The sequence below is a fragment of the Paenibacillus sp. GXUN7292 genome (genome assembly GCF_050864975.1).
Lineage (GTDB): Bacteria > Bacillota > Bacilli > Paenibacillales > Paenibacillaceae > Pristimantibacillus.
In genome coordinates this window covers 148,182-163,100 of the sequence record NZ_JBOZWO010000004.1, presented here as the reverse complement: position 1 = coordinate 163,100, position 14,919 = coordinate 148,182, and the positions used below count along the sequence as shown (strand labels likewise).

Genomic DNA, 14,919 nt, shown 5'->3' with positions numbered 1-14,919 from the left:
AGGTATGAGCTGTTAATCATTTACTAGAAAAAGAGGTGTAAAGCTGTGCGAGTGAGGATGCGAGTAGTCAGCTGCTTCGTGCTGCTTGCCATGATGGTTCAAATGGGGATGCTGCCTGCATCCCCTGTCAAGGCATTTGCTGCAGCGCTAGGCAATATTATTAATGTCGATACAGCCCCGGATACACTTACTTTAACGATTGATAATGGTCCGGAGCCCGGCGACGATATTTTGGAAATTAAAGCCGCTGAGCAAAATATTTTGAAGTTTAATTATCGTCCAAACGGTGTTGCATCAAGCGCCAGCACGCCTATCATTGATCCAGATGTGACGTGGAGCTCCGTGGGGGCTGCAATCGATAGTACCGGTGATCCTATTGTGGTCACTACAAGCGATTTGAGATTGGAAATTACTCGAACACCAGCCCGATTGACGTTGAAGAAGAGTGACGGGACGACACTGCTCTGGGAGCCGTCAAGCGGCGGTATGTTCCATGACGGCGTTCGTTTCCAGCATGATCAGAATCATAATATGTACGGGATCCGCAGCTTCGATGCGATGGAGGATGTTGGGGGCATATTGCGCAGTGATAATCAGCATCCGGCTCATGCGGGACAGCAGGGGGATGCAGGCGGTCCGTTTATATGGTCAACGGCAGGCTATGGATTATTGGTAGACAGTGATGGCGGTTATCCTTATACCGAATCTGCGACAGGCAAGCTGGAGTTTTATTATGGCGGAACGCCTGTAGAGGGGCGCCGTTATGCCAAGTCCAATGTGGAGTTTTATCTTATGGTAGGAGATCCCTACAATATTATGCAGGCTTATTCCAAAATAACAGGTGCAGCACCAATGATGCCAAAATGGTCGCTTGGCCTCAGCAACTTTGAGTGGGGCATTAATGAAAGTGAGCTAAAGCAATCGGTTGACCGCTATCGCGCATCGAATATTCCGCTCGACGCTTATGCGCTTGACTATGACTGGAAGAAATACGGTGAAAGCAATTACGGTGAATTTCAATGGAACACGACCAACTTTCCGAGTGCCGCTACGACTGCATTAAAAAATGAAATGGACAGCAAAGGGATGAAGCTTATAGGCATCACAAAGCCGCGTATTGTAACAAAAGATTTTGGCGGCGCCCGCACCTTGCAATATTATGATGCGGAAGCAGGCGGCTATTGGTATCCGGGACATGGGGAATATACCGATTATTTTATTCCAGTAACCGTGCGAAGCGTTGATCCTTATCAGGCGGCTGTACGCAGCTGGTTATGGAACAGCAGCATAGATGCATACAACAAAGGTATTGTCGGCTGGTGGAATGACGAAACGGATAAAGTTTCATCTGGAGCGGCTCAATACTGGTTCGGCAACTATTCGACTTTGCATTGGTCACAGGCTATGTATGAGGGGCAGCGGCAATATACAAATGGTGATGAACGTGTATGGCAAACAGGCCGAACGTATTATCCCGGCACACAGCGCTATGCGACATCTTTATGGTCAGGCGATATCGGCTCGCAGTTTTATAAGGGAGAGCTATTTTCTTGGGCAACAGGAATGAAGGAGCAAGCTCCAATTATGTTATCGGCTATAAATATGGGTCAGGCGAAGTGGGGAATGGATGCAGGAGGCTTTAATCAGCCTGATGGAACGATCAGCAATCCAATGCCTGAGCTGTATGCAAGATGGATGCAATTCGCGGCAATGACACCGGTTGCGAGACTGCACGGCAATTACAATCAGCAGCGTCAGCCTTGGTATTATGGCCAGACAGCAGAGGAAGTGTCCAAAAGCGCCATTCAATTAAGATATTCCTTGCTGCCGTATATGTACAGCTATGAGCGGCAAGCTTATGAGCAAGGCGCAGGTTTGGTAAGACCGCTGATTTTTGACTATCCTGGCGATCCTAATGCCGCCAATATTACGGATTCATGGATGTTCGGCGATTATTTATTAGTGTCTCCCGTTTTGGACAAGGGCCAAAAGTCGAAGTCCATTTATTTGCCGCCGGGCTTATGGACAGATTATTTCCGCGGAAATACGTATACTGGCGGTCAAGTGATTACGTATAGTCTCAACGATCGCACGTGGACGGATATGCCTATTTTTATTAAGCAAGGAGCTATTATTCCTTCGCAGGAGGTGCTCAATTATGTCGATCAAAAGGCAGTGGATACCGTTCAAGTTGACATATTTCCAGCAGCAGAGCGGACTTCCTTTACTTACTATGATGATGACGGCCAATCCTATCAATATGAGAGCGGCAGCTTCTTTAAACAGCTAATTACAGCTCAGGACCAAGGCAGCGCTGGCTATAATTTACAGGTGCATGGCAAGGATGGAAGCTTTAACGCTGATGTCAGCCAGTATATATTGAAGCTTCATAATAAGAGCGCAGAGACGGTTAAACATAATGGCGCTAATCTAACGGAGTATGCTTCTTTGACACAGCTGGAAGCAAGCAGCAGCAACGGCTGGAGCAAAGGAAGGGATATTTATGGCCCGGTTACTTATGTTAAGATTGCTGCGGGTCTAGCAGCGCTTTCTGATATTCAGGCGATTGGCTCCAGTACGGTTGTACAGCATAGCATCAGATATGAAGGAGAGCAGGGCTCTTTAACGGGCGCTTCTTTAGCAGCAATGGCAACCGTAAGCAGCGGTCATAGCGGTTACTCTGGCACAGGTTTCGTTGAAGGGCTGCACCATAACAATGCAGCAGTTACTTTCTATGCGGATGTAGCGTCAGCAGGCGACTACGATATCGATCTTCGTTATGCCAATGCTACAGGTTCAAGCAAAAGCTTAAGTATTTTTGTAAATGGCGAGAGAATCAAGTCGACCGATCTTCCAAATATGGCGAGCTGGAGCACTTGGGGGAACAAGCAGGAGCGATTACCGCTAGAGGCGGGCCGCAATATAATTACGTACCGCTACTTTGATGAAGCGAATGACAGCGGCAATGTAAATATTGACTATATAGAAGTGCCTTTTACTCCGGTGCAGTATAAAGTAGAGCTGGAGCGAGGGAAGCTGGCTGGCGGCGCTGCGCTAAACGATAATCACTGGTTCTATTCCGGTACAGCTTTTGTAGATAATATGCTGACTGCAGGAGCCAAGGTAGAATTTACGGTAGATGTCGGGGAAGCAGGCGTATATAGCACTTCGCTGCGCTATGCGAACGGAAGCGGGTCGAATAAGTCGATCAGCACCTATGTAAATGGTATTAAAATCAGGCAAAACATATTGTCTTCGAGCGGAAATAACTGGAATGTCTGGATGGAAGCAGCGCAGAGCTTAACGCTGCAAGCAGGCTTGAATACGATTGCGTTTGCTTATGACAGCTCGGATAGCGGCAATGTAAATCTTGATCGATTTGTACTGTCTAAGTCTGCGATTGCGCAGCCTCAATCCGAACTTAATTTGCTCGATAATGGTGATTTTGAAAGATCGCAATCGTCAAGCAGCAACTGGACAGAGTGGCATCCGGCAGGCAATGCGACTGCTTATGGAATTGACAGCGGCAATGGTATGAATCCGCCGGAGTCTGCGCGTACAGGCTCTAAACGAGCATACTTCCATGCACCGGGTGCTTATAAGCAGAGCATTCATCAATTAGTTGATGTTCCGGTTAATAATAGTCACTACAAGTTTGAAGCATGGGTTAGACTAAGCGGCAATGGAGCAACGACTGCGAGGGCTGAAGTGGATCAGTATGGCGGGAGCCGGCTTGATTACAATATCCCTCACCACGCTAAGTGGAGGTTTATTAGTATTGACAACATTTATGTTACCTCTGGAGTAATAGATGTCGGCTTCTATGTGGACTCGCCAGGCGGTACAGTGCTGCAAATCGATAATGTGCGTGTAATCAAACAGTAATTAGTAATAGAAAAAGAAGCTCTCAAAAAACCACTTATTTTTGAACTGCAACCAATTTGTCTTACATTTGGTGGTGGTACAAGTAATAAGTGGTTTTTTGTTATAATAGATGTAAGGCAAGCTTTTGGCAAAGAGTGGGGTCCGGTAATATCCGATTTTACGAGGCGGGTAAAGGAGGAAGTTGAACAATATGTTAAATAAAATCATTATCGTGTTGATTTCTCTGCTAGTGCTAATCGGTTGTTCTAAGGATAGAAATGATAGAGAGCGTATTTTATTCGGCGATGCAAGTGTTAATTTTGTATCATTAAACGATGAGTATTTTGATGAGGATTTGCTCAGCATAGAATATCGAATTATTAATCAAACGAAAGAAAGCACTGGTCCCTTCCATGTTAACGTTGTGATTCATGATAAAATTTTGCAGGACTACTTAGGATTAGAACAATATACTTCGTATGAAAAGATGGGTCATGATGGAATGGAGATTGGAGCAGGCGATGTATTTCAAAGTGGGGAAAACTTGCACGCGACGAAGGGGATTGGCGAGCTCTATAGGAGCCTTAATCCCGAGCATCAACTCATTGAATTGCAGATGGTCAATCCGAAGACAGAAGAAGTTATCGCTTCAAAATGGATTCATAATTTTTTATATGTGGATGAGACAACCGCTAAGCCCTAAGCAAGCTAAATCTAGCTAAGCATGTTGAGCTCGAATTGATCCTGATGATGCGGACACTGATGACCGTTAGCGCTCATTTTTCGCGAACTTCCACTTTCTAGCGGACAGAAATATCCGTTAGCGGGAAAAAAACTAGAAAATTCGACGGAATGTTCTTCTAATGGTCATAAGTGTCCGCATATGCAACAAAAAGACTGTTTTTTGGGTCTAACGGTCATTAATGACCGCACCGCAAATAACATCGCATCGTTTGTTCTTTGCCTATTGAATATCAGCTTGTATATTGCAATTTTCTATAACATAGATTGAAGACATGCAGAAATGACCATAATAGAAATAGAAAATAATAAAGGATGATTTTATGATCTATATCTATAATGACTATGGGGGGACGCATACAACGTCTCTTGCAGCTGCTTATCACTTGAAACAAATTCCACATCCAGAACGAAAGCTAACTAAAGAAGAAATATTGAATGTAAATTACTTCAATAAATTGAATAAAGATGATTTTGGAAAACTTATTTTTCACGGGGTAGATGAAAATGGAGATTCAGTATTTACAATAGGCAGGAAATCCTCAAAACTTGTTGTTCCAGCATTAAAAAATTTAAGCCTATTACTGCAGAGTAAACACCATTTTCAAGAAAAAATAGTATTTTCAAATACCTCGCCAACTGTACCGTTCGTTATGTCAATTGGTGGTTTTTTTTCAAGGGGATTAAAAATTGATTTCATAGGTGTCCCCTTATTGGTTTTAGGTGCTAAACAATGCTGCGATACTATTTATAGGTTGGTTGAGAATACTAAACAAGTAGGGATATCCGCTAATGAGGAACAAATTATTATTCTAGAAAACAAAATATATAAAGGATAAAACATTGCGCATCCGGGAAAGGATGCTTTTTATTTGGGATGGGGTGAGATAGTGGTGGACAAACCTTTCGAATTAGGAGTATTCCGAGGGCTGGGCATCTTCTCTTTTTTGTAGTGGATGTCGCGGCATATCAGTTCATTCCGAATTTAACGGTTGTAGGAAGTGCTATTGTAAGGAAATCAGCTCAATTTTAAATCTAACGGATGTAGGAAGCCTTATTTGCTTAAAATCAGCAAAAATGCGATGAAAGTTAACACTTAACGCTTCTCACAACCGTTACAGTTTCAAAACCTCTTTTTCCACTAAATAACGCTCCTCATAACCGTTACAGTTGTGAGGCAATCGAGCGTGCCCAGTGCCGCTCCATTTAATTGTTCGTTACCCGCTCGATTCGTTACAGTACTAACCCGACTAGTTTTGCGGAAAATAGATTGGCAAGGGAGACTTAAAATCGTAGAGAAACAATGAATCAGATATGCAAATTGCATGAAGTTAATAGTGAAAACATGCTGCTTTTTTGACAATATTGTTCAAATATTTGTAACATTGGAAACGCATTCGCTTGGAACTGGGTATATTTCCCTAACGAATTAGGATGCGTATGGAATTTTTTGTATGACTATTTAGGACTATGTACTCTGTCGTTGCTATACAGTTCTTGGTTATCCTACTAGGGACTGAAAATTTTAGGGGGAACAGGAAATGAAAAAACTGGCAATTTTTGTAGTATCAGCAGCGTTGGCATTAGGTTTGACAGCATGTGGAGGGAAGGATAACGGTCCTTCAAACGGTGGAAACAGCAGCACGCCGCCAACAAACCAAACTGAACAAAATCAAGGTTCTGGCAATAATCAAAATAATGCTTTACCTACCGTCGAAGAGCTAATCGAGAAGTCTACTGCAGCAAGTGCTGATCTTAAAAGCTTCTCCATGACTTTAGATATGAAGCAAAATATCAACATTACTGCTGGAGAGCAAAAGCAAGAACAAAAGGTAGAAATGAAATCAACATCTGATTTTGTTAAAGAGCCATTGACAATGTTTCAAGATCTAGATATGAACATGGGAGAGCTAGGCAGCCAAAAAATGGTGCAATATATTACGAAAGATGGCATGTTTGCACAGATTGAAGGCAACTGGGTGAAAATGCCTGAAGAGACTACTAAAGAATTGATGGCTACTCTAGAAGAGTCATCCAAGCCAGAAAAACAACTTGAAAACTTCAAAGCAATTGCTAAGGATACTGTTGTTACTGAAGAAGGCAATGACTATGTATTGACTGCAAGCTTGTCTGGCGACAATGTGAAGGAGCTTGCTAAATCGTTCATGAATCAAGGCGGCCAAAATGAAGAGATGGCAGCTATGCTGGATGCAATGAACATTACCAGCATCAAGGTTGTAACGGCGATGAACAAAGAAACTTACTATCCGACCAGATCTGATGTTGTGATGTCAGCTGAAATGGAGCAAGAAGGACAAAAAATTACAATCGACATGGATATGAAGAGTGTAATCAGCAAGTACAATGAAATCGAAGAAATCGTTGTACCAGAAGAAGCGTTGAACGCGCCTAGCATGTAATTGATGAAATAAAATAAAAGACGTCAGGCTTTGCATTTCTGCAGAGCACTGGCGTCTTTTTTTATTGATGAAACTATATGTTTTTAACAGGTGGTTGCAAAACTCGTCTGGAAAATCTAACGAATACGGGTAGTGCTATTGTGCCAAAAAAGCTTGTTTTAAATTTGTAACGAATCGTAGCATGCTTAATGGTAGTAAAACGCTGCCCAAATGAGCATTTGTTCACAAATAGCGACTCTACGAAGTGCGTCGATTAATTGTGAGATTGGCATGCAAAAAGAAAGGGGAACGAAGAGCAAGATTGGGAATGGAGAAGCGGCAGCGACCGCCTTTGTAGGCCAATTTTATCCTTTACAGGGGTTATTTCATCAAAAAATGGGACTACAACAGTGGTCGGAATCCCAAACTTGATTGTAGTAATATCCCTTGCGATTGCTTATTGCCCTATTCACAATTAATCGACATCCTAATGTGATGCGTTAGATTTCAAAAGGGGCATTTTATGCAAAATAGCGCCTTCAGGATTCGTTAAAAAATGAATGACTTCTCGAGCACCGTCCAGGTTTGTTATCCGGCTATGCGCATTCCTCATGAAGGACGCCGGAGAAGTGCTTTGTTGTGGTATAATGGTTATATCCGATTCAATTAGTTCGTTTGAATGGAAGAAAAGAGGCTGTTATACATGCAAAATTTTGCTGATTGGAATTTGAAGTTAAAGGAAACCTTTAACGCCACAAACCCATTGGTTGTATTGACCGTTAAGGAATCTGGAGAAAAATTAGGATTATCCAAAGATTCAATGAAAGTTTTTGTGGAGAAAAATAATTTAACGAAGGTGCGGATCAATAGAAATACCCATAGATACCTTTTGTTAAAATCAGAGATAGATGACATTATTAGAAAAAAAGAACAACAAAGTTAATTGAAAAAACAAGCTATTCCAGATTTAATTTCCGGAATAGCTTGCTTGCTAAGGGGTTGAGCATAGGTTCAATCCCTTTCTCGCATTATCGATTATTTAATGGTTGATAAGATTAGCAATGACTTGAATGCCCTCTGCTCTAGTGAGCAATCCTTTTGGCACAAACGTATTGTTGCCGCGGCCCTGCAGCAATCCAAGCTCATGAGCAGCCCGTGCGGAATTTCTTGCCCATGAACTTATAGAAGCTTGATCCGAGAAGCCGGCATGATCGCTGGAACCAGCTTTTTGTCCAGACTGCAGCTCGTAGGCTCTTATAATCATAACAGCCATTTCTTCTCTCGAGATTGATTGTGTTGGAGCAAATTTGCCATTGCCCTTGCCGTTAATAATACCGGCTTCGTATGCAGCCGTTACGGCTGATTCATACCATACGCCGGGAGCGACGTCTGTAAATGGATTGCCGGTTGTTGCCTGCAGCTGGAAGGCGCGTACGATCCATGCAGCAAATTCTGCTCTCGTAATCGACTGGTTCGGTGCGAAGCTTGTTTCGCTCACGCCTTGAACGACATGTCTGGCGGCCATTTGCTTAATTGCTGCTTCTGCCCAGCTGCCTGCTGCAATGTCTGAGAATGATTTATCCCATTCAAATACGCCGTAGGTTCCTGGCTCGCTGATATTAACAGTAATCATATCGCCTTCTAATTTACCGCCAATATATGTTAGCGCGCCATCTTCCGCAATGGCATATACGCCAAGCAGCTTGCGGTTATTTTGTTCTTTTACCGGGAAGCTAAGCTGCAGTGGTGTATGAAATGCGGCTGCTACCGTATATTTTCCATCTCCCGAAGCAATAGATAAGTTGATTTTGTAGGCATGACCTGCTTCCTTTACTTTAAGCTTCTGATTGGCAGCTGCTGCTTTGGCTGCAGCTTGCTGTTGGCTTTTCTTGTCTAAAGGATGAAATGCAAAAGCAATTTGTGCTTGAGCAAGCTGCTCATTTGCAATTTTGCCTTGCAGCTGTTTGAGTGTATCAGGCGCGATGCGGGCCGTTATAGCGCTGCTGATTAACTCGACAAAGGCATCTCCAATCAGATCATAGGCATTAGCTGGCAGCCAAACTTCATTTTTATCGTCGTCGACCGCTATAGAAGCTTTGCCGCCGGAAGCTTTTAGATCGTTGCTGCTAACGATTTGAATATACCCTTTAGTTACAGGTATGTTTGGAGCTGCCGTACTAGGATTTTCAGGATCAGGATTGCCAGGGTCGGGATCAACAGGCCCAGTTGAAGCTTGAATGGCTACTGTTATTTCTTTATTTTCACCAAGTGCAATGTCCGAACCGCCGGCAAATGCACTTGCAGAACTTTCCTTCAGCACAATGCTCGTCGCAGGCGCGGCAGCAATCGCTTTAAAAGACAGCTTCGCTACTATAGTATCTGTAGTAATGACATTGCCTTCAGCTAGTGAAGCCGTGATAGCGATAGAGCCGTTATTATTGACTGCATTAAAATGAGCAGCTTCATCAGAAAACGGAGCATCTGCTGTTACAGACAGTAATTGCAGTTTGGCAGGATCATAGCTCAAATCAGCTTTTACGCTATTCAAGTTTACTACTTGATTGGCATACAAAGACAGCTCGAATGTTTCGCCTGACTTCACGCTTAGCGGCGCGCTTATATTAAGCTTGCCCGGGTGAGTCAAATCGGTAATTTTCATACGATACATAAGTGTACGATTAGAAGTTGGGGTTACACCGGCATGCGGCGAGAAGTAAATATGACCGTCCTCTCCAATCGTAAAGGCTTCTGAATCAGCAAGCTTCACATGATTTAATGTTACTGGATCAATTGCTGTCAGTCTCCGTCCCAAATGCATATACAAAACGCCATCCGACCATTCTGCATGGAAGGAGCCCCATTGTCCCCATGAGCTATCGCTCGGGTATAGATTTTTGTGCTTAACCATTGCCATTGAAGCAGGATCAATCGCAAATACATAGCCATTCACGCCGCCCCAAAGCAAGCCGTCAGGTCCAATACTAAGCCCGCCAATAGACGGGGGATTGTTCAGCCCTGGAATGTTAATGGAGATTTCTGCAATTTTTTGCTCTTTCTCTACGTCCCAAGCGAAAATTTTAGCTTCTTTAGCTACAGTTTGCGAGCTCAGCCCGCCATTAATGTTCGTGGATCCATAAATAATTCCGTTTTTATAAGCGAGTGAAATAATACTCTGATCCTGGACAATATTACGATAAACCTTGAAGGATTGAGCAGGGTCTGCCCCTTTTGGATCGTATACCATCATCGCTCCGCCCAGCTTCAAGTAATCCGGTATATTCGCAACGAATATTTTTCCGTCGCCAATGATGCCGTTTAACGGACGATCCTGTTCATCGCCGATGTTAAACAGCTTTTTTGGATTATTTCCGTTTGCCGGCTCATACACTTCGAATTCCGCATGGGGGTAAACGCCAAAATAAACTTTATCCTCAAATGGCGTAACGCTTCCTGCCTGACCCATGGGAATTAATTTAAAGGCATGATTGAAAACATCATATTCTGCTGCTTTTGAAGCCTGCATGCCTGTAATATAAATTTTCCCGTTGTTTCCTTTCGCAAATACATGCGTAATAGATGGTGCTGGTGGCAGAAAATTGGCAATTTGCTTTATTTTATTCGTTTGAACGTTATAGTACGTGTAGCCGCCGTTGAAATTCATCGTAACAAGGCTGACTCCAGGCAGGTCCGGGTCATCAATTTCTACCCAATCTGCGCCTCGGAAGCCTGTTCCGTATGGCGTTCCCAGCTCCTCTAATTGAAGCGTATTGAGGTTGAAGGCTTGAATTTGCCCATTTACCGGCATATAAACCTTACCGTTTAAAGATGTTTTAGTTAAATGCAAGCCGGAGGAGCTGTTTTCAATTTTTACATCCAGCCATTTATTCTTATCCAAATCGTAAATATATCTCGTTTGTGAAGTATCGAAGCGGGCAATCAAATATTTATCATCGACGATATCCAAATCGTACACATAGGCTTTTTCGCTAAGCGGAGCTGCAATCTCTTGCTTTTCGCCTGTGTCGACATTAATTTTATGAATTTCGTTAATAGAGGTTCCGCCATATATATAGCCTTTGCTATAAGCGATAGAACGGACATATTCTTGGCTGATGTGCCCCATCAATCGGCCATAATCTCGGCTTGTTTTTGAAGCAGGGTCATATTTAATGATTTTTCCGCCAGGGCCGGTAGCAATATAAATATTGCCGTGCTCGTCGTGATCAAGCGCCCAGAACACTGTTTCTCCGCTAAAAGTAAATACTTTTTCGACTTGCTTCGTGCTCGGAGAGTATGCCCAAAGCTGGTCGCCAGCAGCAATGTAAACTGTACCGTTAGGCGCAACAGTATGACTCCAAACATCTCCGCCGCCTTCAAGCGGAAGACTTCGAATAAGCGTGTTATTGTCCAAATTAATAACATGGAATATAGGCGGAATGCCTTTTACCGTTGTATACATGACATTAATGCCATCCTCAACACCTGTACGTCCGTCAAACAAACCAACTGTATCTGCAATTGGAGCTCCCAGATCTTCATAGCTGCCGAATCGTTTATTGTCCAGCTTTCCTGAGCTGATATCGCCGATGTTTATGAGAATTGTTTGGCTTTGCAGAAGCGGATGCACGTCATTCATCATCGTATCCGTACCCAGCACCATCCAGGCCTGCCCAGTGTCGCCAACGACCTTGAATTGAAGCTGTACAATATCCGAGCTGGCAGGCAGCGGCTGGCTTGCATTGGCAGAAGCTAATATGTTTACTTTGCCATGAGAGTTAGCGGCCTCTAAAGAAGCGCCTTCTGTCTCAAAGTAAGGCTCCGGCGTAAAGCCTTCAAATTGCAGAAGCTGGCTGTCATAGTGCAAGCTCGCATCCAGCTTTTGCAGCGATTTAATTCTTGAGGCTGAGAGAGTGACCGTAAAGCTATCTCCAGCATTTAACTGACTCGGAGCGGCAAGCATAAGCTTTGCGGGTGAAGGGTTGGGCGCGTGCAAGATTTGCAAATCGTCGTAGTACGCTTCAGCAATTGCATAAGAAGTCGTATACACAATCAGCCTTGCATAAGCTGCATTGTCCGGCGCAGTAACCTGATGAGTCGTAATATCTGTCCATTTCTCTAAAGGAAAGCCTTTGCCGGTTTCATAATGAATTTCAGGAGAACCTACATCGAGTTGTGTATTGCTTTGATCATAGAAGCGCAACGTAATGCTTGCCGTACTATCGTTTTTGAGATAGAGCTTGCTGGCGCCAGTATAGAAATCGCCGGGCGTAACGGTGACAGGATCACTTATCATAATGACTGATTTATCTCTTAGCTGGTCGTAAATCTTCAAGCTGTATGGAGCCGAATAGTAAATGTTATCGGAAAGAGCAGCGTAATGCTCATCTCCGGATGGCAGGGAAATATCGGACCAATTAGGAATTTTATTATTGACCATGCCTTGATCAAAGCCAGGGTTTCTTAAGCTCGTTCCTATAGGCTCAGCAAGCTCGATGGAAGTGTTATCAAAATAGACAACAGCAGTTGCGTTGTTTGTTGTGCTTAGCTGCACATGGGCATATCTTGCATTAGCAGGAGCAGCTATGGATGGCGATGCGACTTTTACCCATTCGCCGATTGGTATTCCATGTTTTGATTCATTGTGAGTGACTTGTTCAGGCATATTGATTAATACTTTATTCTCATCACTAAAAAGAATTCTGATGCTGGCTACGTTGTTTGTAAAGTCAGCATTTTCAAAGTACATGAACGCAGAAGCGTTATATGATTGTCCTGGTGTTATCGGAACCGGGCTGCTGCGCAGAGCAATTGTTTTATTGTTAAAATGATCAATAATTTTCAAGCTATGACTGCCTTCATATTTTTGCTTATCGCTAACCTCGAATGAAAACCCTTCTCCAGTACTCGACGTAACCAGAGTCCAGCTGCTTGGCACAGCAGTCCCTGGTCCGTTATCCTCAAAACTGCTATTAGGTACAGGAAAGACGGTTTCCATGGCAGCAGAAAAGAATTCCGCAGTGTTTGTTTCTGTAGTTTCTGTTTCTGTAACTTCAGCTTCTATAAGTTCAGTTTCTATAACTTCAGATTCTGTAGCTTCAGTTTCAGGTGTCTCTCCAGTTTCTACTTCTACAATTTCCTGTACGGCGTCATCTGTCGCATGAACAGTGCTTGATAATATGCTGGTAGACAGGATTAGACTTAGACATAACATAAAAAAAGCTGTTTTTTTCATCCATTTCATAGCAATATACCCCTTTCGATTCAGGTTATTAGAGAGCTAATGACTTCTCCTTTCATTTTGTTGTAGCCAGACACTTTTATGATGTGGTATCCTTGTGGTATCCAAACATAGCGTAACCGCTTTCTTACGAAGTGTCAATTTATCATTTTCCACATCATGTCATTTGGGGGATAGCAGAAATAACGACATATTGATGCTGTAACAGGTGCTGTGATAAGCTAGTCGTTTCGGCTTGCTAATCATGATATAATCACTTCTTAAGGACATTACATAATTTAGATAAGGAGTAAAATCATGAGTAATAAGTCGGATCGCATTACCTTCCAAACGCGATATAATGATATGCTGGACACATTGCGTCATGAGATACTAACTTCTATCCGGCCCGCCGGAGAATATATACCGTCAGAGCTAGCGTTGTCAGAGCAGTATCAAATAAGCAGAAAGTCAGTGCGCAAGGCGCTTGATATTTTAGTGGCAGACGGGCTGCTGACCAAGGTTCCCAGAGTTGGCAATATGGTCAATGCTGTTGAGGAATTTCAAACCATTACGATAAGGCTTGGCTATTATCCCTCGCTTGAAAATGAGGCCGCGCTGCTGGATTTAATCGATTTGTTTCGCCGCCACTATCCGCACATCAAGGTGGAAATGTTATCGCTTCCTTACCGCAATTATGTGGAAACAGTACGTGATTTTATTCATAACGGATGGGTTGATGCCGTTTCAATTAACAATAAAGATTTTTTGCATGCGGCGGAAAGCGGGGAACTGGAGCTGTTTGAACCGCAGTTTTCTCAATTGGAGCATTATTCTTTTTTAACATCGCTGTTTACCGAAAAAGAGCAATTATACGTAAAGCCGTTTATTTTTTCTCCTATCATTTTGTGCTATAACAAGGGTATGTTTGCTAGAAGCGGCATCGCTGAGCCCGATAGCAGCTGGACATGGATAGACTTGTCCAATGCGGCACGAATGACTAAAAAAAAGCTTGATACACTCGGTTTTTATCTCGATATTGCATCACTCAACCGTTTTCCGATATATTTGCTGCAAAACGGCTTTACGTTTGAGGATGATCCGAAAGATAGCTATAACGGTGAATTACTGTGGGAGCATTTGTTGGCTTTTCGCGATTTATTTTACAATCAGGGGGAGTCTCCCGCGTTTTTAAGCGAAGCAGACCTGGATACGGAGAAAATGTTTCTAAATGAAAAAACAGCGATGATCATTACGTCTTATTATGCTCTTCATGCGCTTAAGGAAGCTGCATTTGCTTATGGCATTGCTCCAATCCCGCATGAATCGGAGCCGAGCACCTTTGTGCTGGCTACCGGGCTAGCTGTCAGCCGGCATTCCAAGCAAAAGGATGCTGCCAAGCTGCTGGTAGATTTTCTAGCATCGGAAAAAAGCCAATTGCTTATTAGCAACCAGACGCTTAGCATCCCGGCACATCAGCAGGCGGCAGAGCGGGCAGGAGAGGAGCATGCACACCGTCCTGCCGGCTTTAACGGTTATTTGGACATACTGCCTGTGCTTCGGAATTATAAAGATTTGAATATTTCGATCCATGAATTGGAGCATTTGCATAGTGAACTGAAATTGTTTTGGTCCAAAATGGAGGAGCCGGATGCGGTTAAAAACCGTCTTGTTCGATAGATAAAAGCTTGCAACTAC

General features: G+C 43.3%; 7 protein-coding genes. 6 read left to right on the top strand and 1 reads right to left on the bottom strand.

The genetic code is table 11. The annotated features are described in order from the left end of the window. Positions 1–45: 45 nt before the first annotated feature. From ACRRU2_RS05990 to ACRRU2_RS05970, 5 genes are all read left to right on the top strand, one after another. Positions 46–3,885: a TIM-barrel domain-containing protein gene (locus ACRRU2_RS05990; protein WP_432500411.1), complete on the top strand. Its 3,840-nt coding sequence runs from the start codon at positions 46–48 to the stop codon at positions 3,883–3,885. 190 nt (positions 3,886–4,075) lie between these two features. Then, entirely contained in the window at positions 4,076–4,567 is a 492-nt protein-coding gene (locus ACRRU2_RS05985) for a hypothetical protein (RefSeq protein ID WP_432500410.1), read from the top strand. A gap of 361 nt (positions 4,568–4,928) precedes the next feature. Further along, positions 4,929–5,444, top strand: coding sequence for a DUF3189 family protein (locus tag ACRRU2_RS05980; RefSeq protein ID WP_432500409.1), 516 nt, complete (start codon positions 4,929–4,931; stop codon positions 5,442–5,444). Between the two features lie 702 nt (positions 5,445–6,146). After that, positions 6,147–7,025, top strand: coding sequence for a DUF6612 family protein (locus ACRRU2_RS05975; protein ID WP_331698424.1), 879 nt, complete (start codon positions 6,147–6,149; stop codon positions 7,023–7,025). Positions 7,026–7,707: 682 nt separating this feature from the next. Then, on the top strand, positions 7,708–7,947 hold the full coding sequence (locus tag ACRRU2_RS05970) for a DNA-binding protein (RefSeq protein WP_432500408.1): 240 nt from the start codon (positions 7,708–7,710) through the stop codon (positions 7,945–7,947). A 96-nt stretch (positions 7,948–8,043) separates the two neighbouring features. On the opposite strand, the gene ACRRU2_RS05965 is transcribed toward ACRRU2_RS05970, so the two are convergent. Continuing rightward, positions 8,044–13,245, bottom strand: coding sequence for an S-layer homology domain-containing protein (locus ACRRU2_RS05965; protein WP_432500407.1), 5,202 nt, complete (start codon positions 13,243–13,245; stop codon positions 8,044–8,046). Between the two features lie 294 nt (positions 13,246–13,539). Between ACRRU2_RS05965 and ACRRU2_RS05960 the strand changes: the two genes are divergently transcribed. Next, complete coding sequence (locus ACRRU2_RS05960) at positions 13,540–14,901, top strand: extracellular solute-binding protein (RefSeq protein WP_331698420.1); 1,362 nt, start codon at positions 13,540–13,542, stop codon at positions 14,899–14,901. Positions 14,902–14,919: the final 18 nt, after the last annotated feature.